14 protein-coding genes are annotated in these 18,059 nt (G+C 38.2%); 4 read left to right on the top strand and 10 right to left on the bottom strand.

Going from position 1 to position 18,059, the window contains the following annotated elements; all coding sequences use genetic code 11:
* The first annotated feature begins 17 nt into the window (after window positions 1–17).
* The gene (locus tag B3139_RS21540; RefSeq protein WP_409530110.1) at window positions 18–413 is read left to right on the top strand and encodes a DUF2809 domain-containing protein; all 396 of its coding nucleotides are present in this window, start codon (window positions 18–20) and stop codon (window positions 411–413) included.
* A 6-nt stretch (window positions 414–419) separates the two neighbouring features.
* Here the strand turns inward: B3139_RS21540 and B3139_RS11355 are convergent, their stop codons facing one another.
* Window positions 420–938, bottom strand: a complete 519-nt coding sequence (locus tag B3139_RS11355; protein ID WP_293883069.1) for a VOC family protein — start codon at window positions 936–938, stop codon at window positions 420–422.
* 220 nt (window positions 939–1,158) lie between these two features.
* Between B3139_RS11355 and B3139_RS11350 the strand changes: the two genes are divergently transcribed.
* Window positions 1,159–2,187: a threonine aldolase family protein gene (locus B3139_RS11350; protein WP_209579268.1), complete on the top strand. Its 1,029-nt coding sequence runs from the start codon at window positions 1,159–1,161 to the stop codon at window positions 2,185–2,187.
* Between the two features lie 89 nt (window positions 2,188–2,276).
* Here B3139_RS11350 and B3139_RS11345 read toward each other — a convergent pair whose 3' ends face one another.
* Both B3139_RS11345 and B3139_RS11340 read right to left on the bottom strand, forming a co-directional pair.
* Window positions 2,277–2,993 (bottom strand): MIP family channel protein, encoded by a 717-nt coding sequence (locus B3139_RS11345; RefSeq protein WP_293883066.1) that lies wholly within the window; start codon window positions 2,991–2,993, stop codon window positions 2,277–2,279.
* A 125-nt stretch (window positions 2,994–3,118) separates the two neighbouring features.
* Window positions 3,119–5,335: a DUF4838 domain-containing protein gene (locus tag B3139_RS11340; RefSeq protein WP_293883064.1), complete on the bottom strand. Its 2,217-nt coding sequence runs from the start codon at window positions 5,333–5,335 to the stop codon at window positions 3,119–3,121.
* A 489-nt stretch (window positions 5,336–5,824) separates the two neighbouring features.
* Here B3139_RS11340 and B3139_RS11335 point away from each other — a divergent pair, with 489 nt between their 5' ends.
* Entirely contained in the window at window positions 5,825–6,817 is a 993-nt protein-coding gene (locus tag B3139_RS11335; protein WP_293883062.1) for a 2-hydroxyacid dehydrogenase, read from the top strand.
* A 91-nt stretch (window positions 6,818–6,908) separates the two neighbouring features.
* Here the strand turns inward: B3139_RS11335 and B3139_RS11330 are convergent, their stop codons facing one another.
* Complete coding sequence (locus B3139_RS11330) at window positions 6,909–7,247, bottom strand: winged helix-turn-helix transcriptional regulator (RefSeq protein ID WP_293883059.1); 339 nt, start codon at window positions 7,245–7,247, stop codon at window positions 6,909–6,911.
* 118 nt (window positions 7,248–7,365) lie between these two features.
* Between B3139_RS11330 and B3139_RS11325 the strand changes: the two genes are divergently transcribed.
* Window positions 7,366–8,763 carry an MFS transporter gene (locus tag B3139_RS11325; RefSeq protein WP_293883056.1) on the top strand — a complete coding sequence of 466 codons (1,398 nt, stop codon included), beginning with the start codon at window positions 7,366–7,368 and terminating at the stop codon, window positions 8,761–8,763.
* Window positions 8,764–8,822: 59 nt separating this feature from the next.
* On the opposite strand, the gene B3139_RS11320 is transcribed toward B3139_RS11325, so the two are convergent.
* The 6 genes from B3139_RS11320 to B3139_RS11295 all read right to left on the bottom strand — a co-directional run bounded on the left by B3139_RS11320 (window position 8,823) and on the right by B3139_RS11295 (window position 18,031).
* The gene (locus B3139_RS11320; RefSeq protein WP_293883053.1) at window positions 8,823–9,770 is read right to left on the bottom strand and encodes a hypothetical protein; all 948 of its coding nucleotides are present in this window, start codon (window positions 9,768–9,770) and stop codon (window positions 8,823–8,825) included.
* Window positions 9,771–9,857: 87 nt separating this feature from the next.
* Window positions 9,858–12,998 (bottom strand): error-prone DNA polymerase, encoded by a 3,141-nt coding sequence (locus B3139_RS11315; RefSeq protein ID WP_293883051.1) that lies wholly within the window; start codon window positions 12,996–12,998, stop codon window positions 9,858–9,860.
* Window positions 12,999–13,000: 2 nt separating this feature from the next.
* On the bottom strand, window positions 13,001–14,500 hold the full coding sequence (locus B3139_RS11310; RefSeq protein WP_293883049.1) for a Y-family DNA polymerase: 1,500 nt from the start codon (window positions 14,498–14,500) through the stop codon (window positions 13,001–13,003).
* A gap of 2 nt (window positions 14,501–14,502) precedes the next feature.
* A complete protein-coding gene (locus B3139_RS11305) occupies window positions 14,503–15,243 on the bottom strand; it encodes an ImuA family protein (protein ID WP_293883046.1) in 741 nt (246 codons plus the stop codon).
* A gap of 114 nt (window positions 15,244–15,357) precedes the next feature.
* Window positions 15,358–16,095, bottom strand: a complete 738-nt coding sequence (locus B3139_RS11300) for a LytR/AlgR family response regulator transcription factor (protein ID WP_293883043.1) — start codon at window positions 16,093–16,095, stop codon at window positions 15,358–15,360.
* Between the two features lie 13 nt (window positions 16,096–16,108).
* Window positions 16,109–18,031: a sensor histidine kinase gene (locus B3139_RS11295; protein WP_293883040.1), complete on the bottom strand. Its 1,923-nt coding sequence runs from the start codon at window positions 18,029–18,031 to the stop codon at window positions 16,109–16,111.
* Window positions 18,032–18,059 lie beyond the last annotated feature (28 nt).

The raw sequence follows: 18,059 nt of genomic DNA, 5'->3' as shown, positions 1-18,059 counted from the left end.
AGGCCCCTATTATCGTGATGAAAAAAATTACAAATATTCAGTACCTTGTTCTAGCCATAGCAACTATCATTCTCGGTCTGTTGTCCCGAAAAATAGTGGTAATACCACCGATATGCGGTGATGTCCTCTATGCTGTGATGGTATACTGGCTATCACGCTTTATATTTATTAAAAAATCAATACTCTTTTCCAGCATCATCACTGTCTTATTCTGTTTTACGATCGAATTTTTACAACTCATACAATCTCCGTTCTTTTTATGGATAAGAACCAATGTGCTGTTACGTCTTGCATTTGGCCAGGGATTCGTATGGTCAGATCTAGTCGCTTATTGTTTGGGGACTATCGCAGCTACGTCTCTCGATTGCGTTAGGCATCTCATGTTAAAATCGGTTCTTACTGTACGTGACTAAAATAGCTTATTTTATAGTTGTGACTCCCATATCAATTCCCATCTTTTCGTAAACCATATCATTCGGTTGCCAAAGCTCTATTTTGTTTCCTTCAATGTCCATGATATGAACAAATTTGCCATAGTCAAATGCTTCGATATTATCAAGAACGGTAACCCCCTCCTTCTTCAATTCTTCGACTAAAAGTTCAATATCTTCCACGCGGTAATTAATCATAAAATCCTTTTCCGAAGGGTCAAAATAGGCTGTGCTTTCCTTAAAAGGACTCCATTGAGTAAATGCTTTTTTTGTACTATCTGCTCCTTGATACCATTCAAATACACCGCCATAGGAATTGGTAGTGATACCTAAATGTTGCGCGTACCATGCTCTCAGTTTTTTTGGATCTTTACTCTTAAAGAAAAATCCACCTATACCAGTTACTCTTTTAAGTTCGGCAGACTGGTTTAAATGCTTAACGGTATTGAAAGCATAGCCCATTCCAAATGCCAGCAAGATACTTCCAACAAATACAACTCTTTTCATAATTTAATATAGATAAACAAGTGATTTACAATCGCTAGCCAATTTAGTCATTCGTTTTCAAAAATGCAGCTATAGTGGTTCAAAAAGAAATCTTTTTCAAGGTTAAGATTATAAAAAAACGGTAATGTATTTATACATTTGATTCGGTCAAAATTCATTGCTAATGCTAGTAACAGTTAGAACAAAATAGTTAAGAGCAGGTCAACTAAAAAATAAATCTATGTATAGTTTTAAAAACGATTATTCAGAAGGGGCGCATCCCCGCATCTTAGATAAACTTATTGAAACAAATCTCATACAGCAACCTGGGTATGGAGAGGATGAATATGCTAAAGAAGCAAAAGCCATTTTAAAGAGAAAGATAGCTAATGAACTAGCCTCCGTTTATTTTTTATCTGGAGGGACACAGACCAATCTATTGGTACTATCGTTTCTCTTACGCGTTCATGAAGCCGTCATTAGTGCAAAGACTGGACATATATCTGCCAATGAAACTGGTGCTATTGAAGCAACTGGGCATAAAGTTATTGCCATAGAAACTATAAATGGAAAATTAACTCCTGACGATATCATAAGAACATTGAAAGAGCATGCTTTAGCGCCACACGTGGTAAAACCACGAATAGTTTATATTTCAAATTCTACAGAAATTGGGACAATTTATACCTTGGTAGAACTACAGGCGTTATTCGGATGTTGTCAGCAACATCACTTGCTACTCTATCTGGATGGTGCCCGTTTAGGACATGCATTGACAGCGGAAAACAATGATTTAGCGCTATCAGATCTTGGAAAATATTGTGATGTATTCTATATTGGAGGTACAAAAAACGGTGCGCTTTTAGGAGAGGCTGTCATTTTCAATAAGTCCGAATTGGCGATGGATTTCGATTATGCGATCAAACAAAAAGGTGCTTTACTAGCCAAAGGTCGTGTGTTATCCGTTCAGTTTCTCGAATTGTTTAAAGATAATTTGTATTTTCAACTAGCGCAAAAAGCAAATTCATATGCGATGCAAATCACCAAAGCAATTAAAGAAAAGGGCTACTCGTTTTTAACTGATTCCACTACAAACCAGCTATTCCCTATTTTACCAAAGTCTCTCATTCAGGTATTGAGTCAAAAATATCAGTTTTACATTTGGAAAGAAATAGATCATGATAATGCTGCTATTCGCCTAATTACCTCTTGGGCTACCGAAGAGGAACAGGTGGTGAACTTTATTACTGACCTATCGAATTTCAGATAGGTTTATTGCCAGCAACGTTCTACTTTCATTTAACGAGTTTAATACGTAGATGCCTGCCTATAAAACTCGTTAAATGAAAGCGGAATAAACTAATCTTTGGGCTCCAAAACTCGCCATACTGCAGCTGCAGCGATGGCCCCTACGAGTGGTGCAACAATAAACAGCCATAGTTGAGACAATGCTTGCCCTCCAGCTAAAACAGCTGGACCAAACGAACGGGCTGGGTTAACGGATGTTCCCGTCACTGGAATAGCAACTAAGTGAATTAATAAAAGTGTAAAACCGATGGCAAGTCCAGCCATGGTGCTGTTGCCAAATTTCGATGTCGTTACCAATATAACAAATACAAAGAGAAAGGTTAACACGGATTCAATTAGAAAGGCTGAAGGTGTACCATATTCATTTTGATACCCCTTCCCCCAGCCATTGGAGCCAAAGGCCCATTCACCTGCTGTAAATCCAGCCAACTGCCCCAATAAAATCTGTTGCAAAACCAAAGCGGCCAAAAGCGCACCACTAAATTGAGCAACAATATACACAACCGCATGTTTGGCAGACAGACGTCCTGCCAATAACACACCAACAGTCACGGCTGGATTGATGTGGCATCCCGATAGCCCTCCAATCGCATAAGCAAAAACGACTACCGAAAGACCGAAAGCCACGGAGATGCCCAACAGACCAAGACCAGAGAGCCCCCCCGTGGTATTGGCTCCTGCAATCGCTGCGGCACCGCAACCAAAAAGCACTAAACCAAATGTCCCAATTAGTTCAGCGAAAAATTTTGAAGATGTTTTAATTTCCATAGCATTCTATTTACAACTTAGTTAACTCTAATTTAACCACTATCCATATAAAGTTAAAGTCGCAAAATATTTATTGTAGAACAATATCTACAACTATTGGAAATTAAATAAAGTATTTCAACCGATCAGTATAACCAAATTTCATCACACGCCATCAGTGGATGCTTTGTGGGATGATTACGCCATAGCGGTAATTTTCTAAATGGGACAGCATAAATATGAATAGCAGTAACCTTGCTATTTATTGATGTTTGATATCGGACTTTATCCACCTTATAATCTTCTTTCATGGATGCATGCTTCTGAACGGATACTTCTCGAAAATCTTTCCCATTTATAGCGACAGAAATATGTAATTCGTTTGGTGGAAATATCCAATGCCGGGCATCTTTCAGAAAATTGAGTTCGATTGTATCTATTTGTGTTGGTTGTTTAAAGTGGAAAGTAATATCCATTGGCTTACCATTCCACAATAGCCAATTGTAACTATAATCCAAATAGCCCGGAACGCTATCCGTTAATGTCTTTAACCCATTTGCTGGGGATGATGGTTCAAATGGATTTTTCGATGTAATACTTGCTTCTGAAGCTTTATTTATTCTAACTCCGGTATTGAAGATGTCAGTCCATTCTTTTGAATAACTATCAGGCGATGCTCCAGCTTCGGCGAGTTCTATTACCCCTAGCCTTTTGGCATCTTCAACGAATTGAGCGACCCTGCGCGCTACACTTGGTTTCGCTACCCATCGATTACCATCCCGCACAAATATACCACGATCATGGGAGCCGTAAAATCTTGCTTGCTGCAAATAGGTATAATCCAGCCCCAATTGGATACGTCTAACGCGTGATGCCAATAAGGGATTATCCTTACTGGTAGCTTCTGCCTTTTCTAATAACATCCTATATTGATCCATGGCCTCTGGACTTAAAAAATCAATTCTATTATCAATTGGATTTCCATAAATCGACAGAGCAGAGGACGGCCCAGGCAAACGACCTCTTCGCTGTTTAAGGTATGCTTTCACAAAAGGCCCGGCCTTACCGTAATAGCCCTCGATAAATTCATTCATCAATTGATCTTCTGAGCGAACGTTCGTATCCCAGGCAAGATTGGCCAAAACATAGGCATTTAGCTCCGCCATATCACTATAAGTCCCTCCACCGCCCTGTAAAAAGATGCCTTCTACCCCTTGTGTTTTCAAATAATGTAGACTTTTCTGCATCGTTCCTTGAATTGGAAATGGTGCAAGATAATTGGTAAACTGGGTCAAATAATCCCATACAAAGACATGTTTAGCTTTGGATTTCCAAGCGCTCAATTGCCTTCTGAAAGTTGCAGCCGAGGATTCAACAGTGATATCATTTTTCCGGAAAGCATCAATATTACTTAGTATAACTGACACATTATCTGCAACACATAAATGTGCAGGTGCATTGGCCGTTTCAAGATAAGCCAATGTCGTGAATTTCTTATCTGGAAAAATTGCGGCTACCCGGTTTACAAAGTGTATCAATGAGCCTTGCGGTCCCCCTTCGCGCTTATCTATAGCCTGACAACGATCGCACGTACAGCTTCCCCTATCATCATTAGCCGCAATAGACCAATAAATAGCCTTCGGATTTTCAACCATCCTGCGCTTAAAGTAAACAACGGTATGTGTAAAGACATCTTCATTAGAGAGGCAAAGCTGAGCCGGCTGGCGCTTCCCATCAAATAGAGAATAATACTCGGGATGACTTTTAAAATAAATCGATGGTGGCAATATTTTACTGGCCGTGTGTCCCCAATCCCCCCATTTGTCTTCCAAATAATGTAGCCCATACCAATCCATGTATTCCTGATCCAGTTCTACAGGGAAGTAGACCTCTCTATACTGAAAACTTGGTTTTGAAAAAATTTTTAGATCTGCAGCTACATATAAACTAGTAGACTTAGGAATATAGGTGTTTTCATGACCTGCATACCATTTTCTTCCGCCAATGATATCCCTTACATAACGGTATGCCGCAAATAGCACTCCTTTGCCACTCCCCTTAATCCAAATCGTCTTTCCCACAACATCAATAGAATAACTATCCTCAGGAAAGGATTCCGTTATGGGTAGGCTTTCTAGGATAATAGCATCCGAAACATCAACTTTAGCTTGTATAGCATAGTCTGCACCCGTACTTTCTTTTGTGTAAGATTTGATAACACCAGCGGCTTGCATTGAAACAGGATTGTCTATATCCGCTTGAATGATATAATCTGTTTTCCCATACTCAACTAATGTAATTCGCTCTTGTGCTTGCACTATCGTTACCAATGACAATAGACCTAACATACACTTCCACATCATATAAAAATTTATCCTACGGATAGATACGAGCAAAATAGCTCACAACCGTTGATTCAGCATGACCTATCCTTAACCGTATACGCGATATCAGCTCATACGGAGAAATAGGTTTTTTAATATAATCATTGGTGCCTACCTTAAATCCTTCTAAAATACTATTATCGTCATTCTCTTCTTTTCGTTCTTCATAGGGGCTTTAATTTTAGTACTTCATAGTACGACAAAGTTTAGAAAAAAAAACAAAAGTCGTTGTAGACGCACAACTACAAGACTGCAAAAATTAATTAGCATTGATTTCAATTCATAGCATGCTTTAGCATGTTGATTTCAAGTATTCACCAAGATATTGTTCAACTTATTATTTAATAGTCTTAACACGCTAAGTGCAATAGTTTAATGTGAATGGAGTAAATTAAACCGCTGGTATATCCCCCAATTAACTAATTTATACTGTATATTTATAGTATACTAATACGCAGCAAACAATTTATGAAAATCGCCTTCTTTTCCACAAAACCATATGACAAGTTATTCTTTGAAAAGGAAAACAGTACCTATGGCTTTCAATTTAATTTTTATGAAACGCATCTAGGGCCACACATTGTGAATGCTATTGAAGACGAGAAGGTAATCTGTGCATTTGTCAATGATAAACTAAACCGACAAGTTATCGAAGTACTTGCTGAAAAAAGCGTTGAGTTGATAGCCTTGCGCTGTGCGGGCTTTAATAATGTTGATTTAGAGGCGGCACGGGAGTTTGGAATAAAAGTGTGTCGAGTTCCTGCTTATTCTCCCGAAGCAGTTGCTGAACATACAATGGCCATGTTATTGACATTAAATCGTAAAACGCATAAAGCTTATAATCGGGTTAGGGAGCAAAATTTCGCATTGCATGGACTTTTGGGCTTCAATCTTTATCAGAAAAAAATTGGGGTAATTGGCACTGGAAAAATTGGAAAGGCTTTTATCAAAATCGCCTTAGGGTTTGGCGCGAATGTAATTGCCTATGATTTATATCCAGATCCTGAGCTTGCAGCAAAAGGCGTCGATTATAAATCGTTGGATGAGGTCTTTAAGGAATCAGACATCATTTCTCTTCATTGTCCGCTCACTCCCGACAACCACTATCTGATTAATAAGGAATCATTGGATAAGATGAAGTATGGCGTTACAATTATTAATACAAGTAGAGGTAACTTAATTAATACCAATGATGTTCTCAAAGCGCTTAAAGAGCGTAAGATTGGACTACTGGGTATTGATGTGTATGAACAGGAGGAAAAATTGTTTTTTAAAGATTTATCAACGACAATTATTGAAGATGAGACCATACAACTATTAATGAGTTATCCTAATGTTTTGGTAACCGCACATCAGGCTTTCTTCACCACTGAAGCGTTAACAGAAATTTCTCAAAGAACACTGCGGAGTATTTCCGACTTATTATCTAAAGGAACCACTGATGAAGACGTCTTGCTATAAGCAAGACGTCGTAAGCATTTCAAATCATTCCGGTATATACGTGCTCAAAAAGGCAGTTGGAATTAATTCGATTATTGTATTCGTTTTCCATCTATCCCCTTTCGTCCTGGTAACTTGCCCACCACTCATCAAGACGTTCGATGACCGGCAATAAAGTTTTTCCCAACTCGCTGAGTTTGTATTCTACCCGTGGCGGAGATTCGGCATAAATCTGTCTACATAAAATTCCGTCACGTTCGAGCTCGCGCAGCTGAACAGTCAATGTCGTTTGCGCCAAATCTTCCATTTCACGCCTAAGCTCACCAAATCTTTTGGGACATTGTTTCGCTATAGCTTTAATGAGCAATACCTTCCATTTTCCACCTATTATCTTAAAAATTCCATTGACATCACAACAAGCGCCAAAATTTTCACTTTTTTTTTCATTCATAATCACCTGATACTAACCATTAGTTCATAAAAACATACCAAGTACATAATTTGTAACTACTTGACTTAAAAAAATATCCAAACTATTTTTAGCCGTAAAAATATTAAAAACTTTCTATATGAGCTTTCAAATTAAAGATCTACTTCATATTTTGTTTCTTTCAACTGCTGTATTTCTTTTCGTCATCGACCTTTTTATTTTGAATGTTTCCCTTCCGAACATTCAACATGCGCTACACTTAAGTAATAGTGATACGCAATGGATTATTGTACTTTATATTGTTGGTTACGCAAGTATTTTGATTTATGCCGGCAATGCCGGCAATCGTTATGGAAAGAAAAAGTTATATTTAGTTGGAATGGCTGGTTTTACCCTCGCTTCTTTTTTATGTGGTGTTTCAAGCAATCTCTACGCCTTATTGCTCGGAAGGCTGGCCCAGGGAATTAGTGCTGGATTGATGGTTCCACAGGGTATTGCACTGATCACTTTACTATTTGAAAATCCAGAAAAGAGATCCATGGCATTGGGCATCTATGGAAGTATAGCAGGTATTGCTTCGGTGATAGGTCAGTTATTGGGTGGAATACTCCCGGATCAAACCTGGATAAACGAAAGCTGGCGCCTTATCTTTTTAATCAATGTACCTATTGGATTTCTTGCCTTCTTTGCTATATATCGGTATACGCCTAAAGATGATTCCAGTGTAAAGTCTTCGATCTCTTTTATGCCAATGCTCACATTGTTTGCACTTTTGATGGGGATAATTTTTCCATTAATCATGGGTCCGGAGTTGAAATGGCCGTTGTGGTCACAATTCCTGTTGGGAGGAACACTTTTTTTCGTTTTATTGTTTCTAAAAAAGCAACGAAAACTACAACAAAAAGGTTATCCTACCCTACTAAATTTCTTCCTATTCAACAATCGGATTTTCAACATAGGGCTTCTCGCTGCATTAGCTTATTATATGGTTCAGGATGCCTACTTTATCATTAATTCCAATTACCTTCAAAATCAAAAAAATTATACGTCTACAATGACTGGAATTGCCTTTATTTACCAAGGCATGGGTTATGTACTCGCTAGCGTTATTGTAAGTAGATTAATACAGCGTTATGGAAAAATAGTTATACTTAATGGATTAGGAATTATGATTTTGGGCTTGTTGTCTCATCTTTTTATTTTCAATACACAGTTTTTAGATCATGATCAATTACATGCACTCTTCTTTTTTTATGGTATTGGCTGTGGCAGTGTATTGCCCGCATTAATGACACTTGCTTTAAAAGATCTCAATGAGAGATTAATTGCTGACGCCACTGCCGTTTATCTTACCATACAACAATTATCGATCTGCCTAGGCATTGCTTGTATTGTTGGTGTATTTCTCCATCAAAAAGAAAGCAATTTTTTTGGTTGGCAGCATATCTCCTCATCCTATGGCTACTCAATGTCAATATCGGTCATATTGCTGTTGAGTGTCGTGTGTGCAGTAGCATGTTTACCTTCTAAAAAGTAAAATAGAACATAGTTTAGTTCAGCATTATACTTACCATATCTTGCAGAAAATTAAAGTAGTTACTCCATTGCCTTATATTTGTTTACCAAAGCATAATCATAGGGAATGGACATGCTCAGCGGGCTCGCTTCCCATTGACCAGAACCGCTGGGCAAATAAAAATCATAGGCATTACGCAGAAAATTTTCACCATTGGGAGCTTCTTGCCAGTTTTTCTTTTCCCTATTATAAAGTAATATCATACAACTCACGCAAGCTTGCTTATCTTTCCTGGTCGAATTTTCATAACACGTTCCTATTTTTACAGTTAATTTTTGCTGACCAATAACGTCTGTCAAATGCCCATTTGTAAGTTGAATTAAAGCACGTTGCGCATTTTCATCCGTTGGTGAATGCTTCGCCGGTCTCAATTGATCCAACTGAGCACGATTTATTCGCTCTATTTCTGCGGCCCTCAAGTCAAAGGGCAGAAGGTTGGTATCGACGGGATATAAGTCTTCCACATCTGCAACCCGAGTGACACCACCCGCTCGTAAAACTTTTTGTTTGGATGTATCAGCATCAATGGCAGATGAGCCGGCACTTTTATCAAATAACTGCGTAAATTCTGAAATATGGTGCCCTATTTGGTTAAAACCCACAACGTAATTTAAGATAACAAAAGCCAATAGGGCAAGGACAGAAAATATTAAAAATGACTTCCAAATACTGGTTCGGCCACTCTCATTTGTTTCAACTTCCAAAAAAGAAGATGCCTTGGGATTTGCAGTTTTAATATCATTGCTATGAGCTACTAGATCGTAATCCACCAGAAATAGGTCTTTACCATCAAAAAGATCAATCTGGTCTTCTTTAAACATCTCTACAATATCACGGGCAGTTTTATACGTTACATTCGCTTGTATGGCAATCAGATCAATAGCACTATTTACATCGCCCTGTTTAATGAATTCCCGAATAGTGGCTTTATCAATTTCAATCGTATTTACGAGAATATTTTTGATCATATCTTTTAATTTCCTATAGATTAGAATGCTTGCTACCTACGCGGAGTAAATGCATTTACTTCAAAAATGAGATTAATAAGGGAGAGATCAATGAAAATTTCTTCCTTTATGAAAAACGCCTGCAGCATTATCATTTTCTGCTGTTAGATCCTTTAACAATCCAGACATATCAAAGCAGCGCTGAGCAATGACATGAATAACTTCTCCTTCAGCTTGAATTTTACCAGCGATCATAAGGAGCTTTGCCCGAAGGATCTCTTTCCGATATTTTTCAAACACAGTACTCCAAACCACAATATTTGCAAAACCTGTATCATCTTCAATAGTGATAAATAAAACACCTTTAGAGGTTCCTGGGCGTTGCCGAACGGTAATTAATCCACATATCTTTATCGGCATATCATTTTTTATCCCTCCCAATTTTGCTGTCGGCACTACATGGAGAAGATCTAGCTTTCCACGCAAGAAGCTCACCGGATGTGCTTTAATGGATAGCGATGTTTTTGCATAGTCTGCAACTACATGCTGACTTTCCGTAAGCAATGGTAACTGGATCTGTCCCTCGGTTATACTTTCAGAAGCTTGCCCTTTAAATAATTCAATTGGCCGATCACCTAATGCTGTAATCTCCCAAAGTGCTTGCCGGCGGTCCATATGCAGCGACCTAAACGCATCTGCATGCGCTAACTTTTCTAAGGTCGCAAGCGATAATCCGACGTCCATCATTCCTATAATGGATGAAAATCCGTTGTGCCGACCAGTAATTAGCACAACAGCCTCTTCCATGGAAAATCCTTTGATTTGGCGTAACCCCAATTGAAGGGCATGCGGTTTACCCATCTCACCCTTTAAAGTATTGTCCCAGGTTGAATAATTTACATCAATAGGATGTACCATTACACCATGTTTCTGTGCATCAATAACAATTTGAGCGGGCTGATAAAAGCCCATCGGCTGACTATTCAATAAGGATGCAGCAAAAATATCGGGATAATAATACTTAAGCCATGAGGACACATATACCAGTAATGCAAAAGATGCGGCATGGCTCTCTGGAAAACCATAACTACCGAATCCTTCCAGTTGCTTAAAGACTCGATTGGCAAATTCTTCTGAATAGTTTTTTTTGACCATGCCATCGACCATTTTTTTGTGAAAAGAAGATACCTGCCCTTTAGATTTGAATGTTGCCATACTACGCCTCAACTCGTCGGCTTCTGCAGGTGTAAATCCCGCTGCAACGATAGCAATTTCCATGGCCTGCTCCTGAAAAAGAGGAACTCCTAAGGTTTTTTTAAGAATAGCTTCGATCTCTTGACTAGGATAATCAACATTTTCTTCTTTATTTCGACGACGTAAATAGGGATGCACCATATCCCCTTGTATAGGTCCCGGGCGTACTATAGCCACTTCAATGACCAAATCATAAAATTTTCGTGGTTTTAATCGTGGTAACATCGACATCTGGGCTCGGCTTTCGATCTGAAATACACCTAAGGTATCCGCATGGCAGATCATATCGTAAACTGCTTCATCGTCATTTGCCCCAATATCGGCGAGTGTAAGCTCTTTTCCGTAATGTTTTTTTGCGAGTTCAAAAGCCTTACGGATACAGGTCAACATTCCCAAAGCCAGTACATCTACTTTCAGAAAACCGAGAGCTTCCAGATCATCTTTATTCCATTCGAGATTGGTTCGATTATCCATTCGAGCATTTATTAAAGGACAGAGTTCATGTAAATTACCTTGTGTAATTACAAACCCACCAGTATGCTGGCCCAATTGCCTCGGAAATCCAATATATTGATGCGTCAACTCCAGCACTTTTCTCAGATGCTGGTCATCGGGATTAAAGCCCTGTTCAACCAAACGCTCCAAATTGATAACATCATCCCAATGACTACTTACTATGCCTGCTAAGCGCCCTACAGCATCTAAAGATAGTCCCATGGCCTTACCAACATCACGTATAGCTCCTTTTGAACGTACTTGTGTGACTGTAGCCACAATGGCAGCTCGATTGCGTCCATATTTCTCATAAATATATTGGATTACTTCCTCACGACGCTCATGCTCAAAGTCGACATCTATATCTGGTGGTTCATCGCGCGCATCGGACATGAATCGTGCAAAAAGAAGCCTATATTTAGAGGGATCTACCGAGGTAATTCCTAAACAGTAACAAACCGTAGAATTTGCCGCTGAACCTCGCCCCTGACATAAAATTCCTTTTTCTTTGGCAAATCGAACATAATCATATACCGTCAAAAAATAAGAAGCATAATTTTTACGCTCGATAAAATCAAGTTCCATTTGAATCGTTTCCCGAATGCTATCGGGGATATCACCGTCAAATTTTTTCTTGGCTCCTTCCCAAGTTAGATAGGTTAATTCCTCCTGCGTCGTTCGCCCATTAGAAGATAACTCATCTGGATATACATATTTCAAATCATCTAAGGAAAAATGACAAGCATTGGCAATTTTTACACTCTGTTCGATAGCCTCTGGATACCCCCTAAACAAGCGTTCAACTTCAGTGATTGACTTTAGATAGCGCTCCGCATTGGGATGCAAATTAAACCCAGCAGTTTGTATCGTACATTTTTGACGGATACATGTTAAAATATCCTGCAATTCACGTCTTTCGGGTATATGATAATATACATCGCCGACAACAACAAGTGGAATATCGCATTGTTTACCCAGTTGATTTATTCTAAACAATAGTTTTGAATCATCTCCACGATAGAGTTTTTTAATACCTAGACTAAGAAAGCCCTGGAGGAACTGTTGACATTGCTGTACAAATTCAATAAAAAAAGGATCTAGCTCAAAACCAGCCACCAATTTTTCAGGTGGACAAATAATAAACATAATTCCCTCAGCATATTGAAACACATCTTTTTTATACAACGCACATCTGCCTTTTTCAGTCCTTAAGTTCCCAACAGTTAATAATGTTGAAAGTCGACCATAAGCCTCTTTATCTGTCGGGTATGCCAGTAAGCTAGGGCCATCTTGTAAGTCCAAGCGACAGGCAGGAATAAGTCGTATACCGGCTTTTTTGGCCGCTATATGTGCACGAACAATACCAGCAAGGCTATTACGGTCAGTTACTGCTACAGCATGATAGCCCAATTGAGCCGCTTGTTCAATCAATTCTTCGGGGTGTGAGGCACCTTCGAGAAAACTGAAATTACTTGTTATCTGTAATTCACAATAATTCATCTTTATGCAAAAAAGCCATGTAAAAACCATTCATCTGCCTGTCCGCCGTAATGTCCAGATCGATACAGCCAAAACCGCCGGCCTTGTAGATCTTCCACGGCATAGTAATCCCGATGTTCACCTGGATCAATCCACCATTCACGCTCAATACGTTCGGGACCATCTGCTTTTCTGATATTATAGGTATCTCCCTTATAGCGGAACAGTAAGGGAGGATAATCGGGTATAGGTGCTGTGACTATAATACGCTCGGGAACCTTTAATAGTCGTGTCGGACGTGGACGCTCGGTTTGCCATTCAGCAGTTACGACCTCATCCATAGAAGCAGCTATTTTCATGGATCGTTCAGGCCAATAGTGTGCAGATGGAACATACCGTAGTATTTCACAACTGGAATCTCTGCTTTTTAAACGATCTAAAAGTTCGGTAACCAATGGACTTTTGAGTCCAATTCGATTGTCCCAAAGATTTTCCTGAACAGGATCTGCTGCCTCTACTTTGGATGCACCCAGCGTAAATAATTCAATGCCCAATGCGGGTTCAATTTGTGGAATTTTTATTTCAAATAACTGAAGAATATGTTTTACCTGAGCTGTAGCACGACTTGTTTCAATAGTAATTGTCTCTATTTTTCCATCTACCCGATGACAGTCCAATTCGGCTGCCCGTAATCCTTTACCTTCACCCGACAATCGTTTGCACAACTTATTTATTAAATCTTCTAAAGCCAATGCAATACCATTTGGTGTACATATTGGCTCAAGACAAGGTAAACGCTCTTCATATGGTAAAATAGACTTTATAGGAATAATAAATTCGTTCTCTAATCCCATGGCCTGATCTAGTCGAAGCAGCAAACTAGCGCCAAATCTCCTGCGCAAAACTGCCCGGGGCATGTGAGCAAAACTCCCTATAGACTGTAATCCAAGCGCTTGCAACCTCTTCAATTGAATATCTTCCAACCGTAATGCTGCTGGATGTAAAGGCAGAAGAGCCTCCAATTGGCCCTGTTCTTTTATAATACTATCATCAGATCCAAAATGCGCTATCGCCCAGGCGGCACCAATGGTATCAGCAATACCTATGCGGACAGTATAACCATGGTATTTAAATGTAGAGGCAATATGTGTTAAATAAGCAAATTCTCCGCCCCAAAGATGGGCACAACCACTGATATCTAACATAATCCCATCGGGTTCATCTATCGAAACCTGCGGTGTATACCTTATGCACCAACCAGCTATAAAATGGAGTAATTTATCAGACAGTCCTGCTTGTTCATGGATAATTTTAAGTGATGGAATAAATGCCCGCGCATCCGCTATGGCCATACCCGAATATACGCCCGCTTGCTCTGCTAGTAAATTATGCGCACTAACGATCAGTTTTCCTTGAACTACGATCGACAAAACAAAGGGAATATCTTGCAAATGTGGTTTACACACAGTAAACCAATCTGTTTTTAAGTAACGAAACCATAATGACGCAAATCTTTTTTTCATGACTAACCAAGATTTTGATAATTATAGTTCCAATTTTTTGACTCGACATCCTTGTTGGAGAATATTTTAAAGCCCTTCGGAGTCCAAACTATTTTTCCTTTGGCTGCTGTACCATTTCTTACTTTAAGCAGCTCGACATTCCAACAGGGGTTGCCAATACCGGGTAACCCTTCCTCCGATTGACTAGGCAAAGAAGTGACTTTCCAACGTGCGGCACAAGTGGTGGCCAACAATAGCTTTGGATTATGTTGGAGGATAAAACCCGTAACTTTACTTTTTTCTACAGCAAGTTGAAGCCGCCTTGACTGAACAAAATCCAGTTGGTGTATTTCGGCTAATACTGCTGTTATACCAGGACATTTCAACGCTTCTTCCATCGCCCATAAAACATCTTTTTGCTGCTTCATGGAAACAAAAATAATCGATGCAGGGTCGGCCCCAAATGTGCTGATTGCAGACGGAAATACGGTTTGTACCGAGCTTATCCAAATACAAATCCCGGCATTTTGCATCAGTTTTCCAAGGATACCAACGATAAATCCACAGGATGCAGCACTATCCATACGGCTAAAACTAACAAATTCATGTATTACACCTTTGGGAAAAGTACCATTTGGAAAAGCTTTTTCCAAAGGTCCCAAATCCATAGCAATTTCATCACTTGACCTTTCAGGTACCCCCTGCCAGGCAAGCAGATCCCTTTTAAGCTTGCTGATCAAAGCCTGTTTATCTTCTAACATCATAGCCCCTCCTATTTAATAACAAACAAATATAATACTAAATATTTTAGCAATAAAGAATACTGCTACATTTTTTAGTAATAAAGCTGATGTAAAAGGTATGTGCTGGTTTAGGGCTTATATTTCATTCAGGAATTGTTGGATAACATCTTTTTTTCTTGTCGCAACGGGGATCATTTTACCATCAGACATTTCAATCTGCCCATCTTTATAATACTTTTTTATATAGTTTGCATTTACTAAATAAGATTGATGACAACGGATAAAATCTGATTCTGGAAGCATGGTTTCAAAATGTTTGAGGACTTTTGAAACCATCATAGGTTTGTTGTCTTTGATATAGAATGTGGTATAACCTTTGTCGCCATGGCAATATAGAATATCATCAATATTGACGATCTGGGTATATTCAAATGTACGCAACGCTATTTTCCGAGGTCTGTTAGGAGACTTTAGATAGTTTTCAGCCATGCTTAACTGCATACTGTTGAATCTAAATTCTGTATTTTTCTTATAACATTTTTCAATTGCTTCGATAAATTGCTCCGGAACAAGAGGCTTTAATAAATACGCAATTGCACCTATGTTGAGTGCTTCTATGGCATACTGGTTAAAAGCCGTTATAAAAATGGTATTAATGTCCAATTTCAGCTCTGAAAGAAAGGATAGACTTGATCCGTCTTTTAATTGAATATCAGCTAAAATAAGATCCGGATTGGATATGGGCAATTCGCGCTCTGCCTGAGCAATGGATGGACTATACCCTACTATTTGAACATAGGGTATCGCATCTAATAAAGACTTAATATACAAATAGATATTATGCTCATCTTCAAGAATATAAACTTTCATCATTTCACGTATTTAATTAAAATGTAAAAACAAGTGGGATATGGATTTCTACACAATATCCGCTATTATCTTCCCTATAATTGGGTTTTATTTCAATCGTTGCTTTTTGCATCGGATCATTAAACATAAGCTCAAGACGCTCTTTAGTGATAATCTGTGATAAAGAAGTCTTATGCCCAGTATTTATCTTATCAGACTGCACTCCCCTGCCGTTATCACTGACAACAATATGCAATTGATCTGACGTCTGACTGAAAAGAATCTGTAAGTAACCACGATAATCTAAATTTTTAAAAGCATGTTCAATAGCGTTTTCAACAAACGGCTGTACTAACATGGGTGGAATCATGACATCATCGACATCAATATTACCGCTCTCGATTTCAAAATCAAATAGATCTTGATAACGCATCTGCTGTAAAAGTATATAATTCTTTAATGATTTAATTTCTTGGTCCAAAGAAATATACTCTTCTCTATTTAATTCGAGTATATCTCGAATTTGACGGGATAAGAGAAGGAGGTATTGATTTGCTTTTGATTTTTGCTCGCTACTAATCAAACCTTGCAAATTAGCAATTGCATTATAAATAAAATGTGGATTTAACTGATTTTGCCGTGTCTTTTGTTCTAAAATCAATTGTCTATTTTCTGCAATTATACGCTGATTTATATTTGTCAATAATTTCTGCTTATTTCGATAATAGATGAAAAATGCAAGGCTAAAGATAAGAGCAAATAAAATGACAAATATCCACCGCTGTTGAACCATAATCTGATAGTTAAAAGCATTGGTTGTTTTCAGAAGTTTTATAGCCTGGTCTTTTTTCTCGGTTTCATATCGCGTATTAATCTCGTTTATCCGATCATTTTCAATGTTTTTTATACTATTTTTGTAATCTTGATAAGCAGAATCCAATGTAAAATAAGCCCGCTCATAATCTCCTTTTAATGCATAGGCTAATTGCAAATTTTGATAAAAGAATAATTTATTTTGCTTGCTTTTATGCGTTCGGATAAACTGTAATCCCGCATTAAAATAATATATGGCCGAATCAATTTGACGATTATTTAAGAAATTTTTTGCCAAATTAGCATAAGCATAGGAATTGAGCATCTTGCTCAAAGATAAATAATTAAAATACTTTTGGGATGCCTCAACTGCTTTGCGATTATTACCGATGCTAAAGAAATATTGTGACTGCAGATTATACATACGCATGATTATCGCTGAATCCGCCGTCCTGTTAGCGTAATATTTACAGCTATCCAATGTTTCTTTTAATTTGTTATCATCATGTAATTCGATGTACTGCATAAATTTGATTTCCTGATACGCTTGCGCAACATGTGGATCGTATTTATTGGGGTGATAAGAGTACCATGATTCATTATCTTTTAATGCTTGCCTATAATCTGCCCGACGATAGTTTGCGTTGGCCAATAGATTGAAAAAAAGAAAGCTAAACCTACTTTTATTTTCTAATGCATATTCCTTAGCATCAATCATTTTTTCCATCGTACCAATATTGGTCACATCATTAAAACTAAAATTAGCCCTAATTTTAAAATAATCTTTCAGAACACGCAAATCTGGTGACACCTTCCCATCCAAGTTATCCAATGCAATTTCAATAGAATCAATTTTGTCTTGCAAAAGGTAGTTATACGCAAAAAAAATCCAATTATAGCCAGATTTATTGAAATACTGATCTTTCCCAAATTCATTTACTTTCTTAGTGATGATAGTCTGATCCTTAAAATCCTGTAAAGAGAGATATTTTAGTAACGTATCCTGATAGGTTAAAGTAAGTGAATTATCTTCCTGTTCTTTATTATTTTTAGATGTCTGGGAGCCATTTTGATGGCAGGAAAACAACTGTACCATCAATAGGAACAATAGAAAACAAAAAATAAATCTTTCCAAATTCTGTGTCATCAGTATTCTTTATATAACGATCTGTTTA

The sequence above is a fragment of the Sphingobacterium sp. UBA1498 genome (assembly GCF_002325125.1).
Taxonomy (GTDB): domain Bacteria; phylum Bacteroidota; class Bacteroidia; order Sphingobacteriales; family Sphingobacteriaceae; genus Sphingobacterium.
This window is presented reverse-complemented; position numbering and strand designations above follow the sequence as displayed.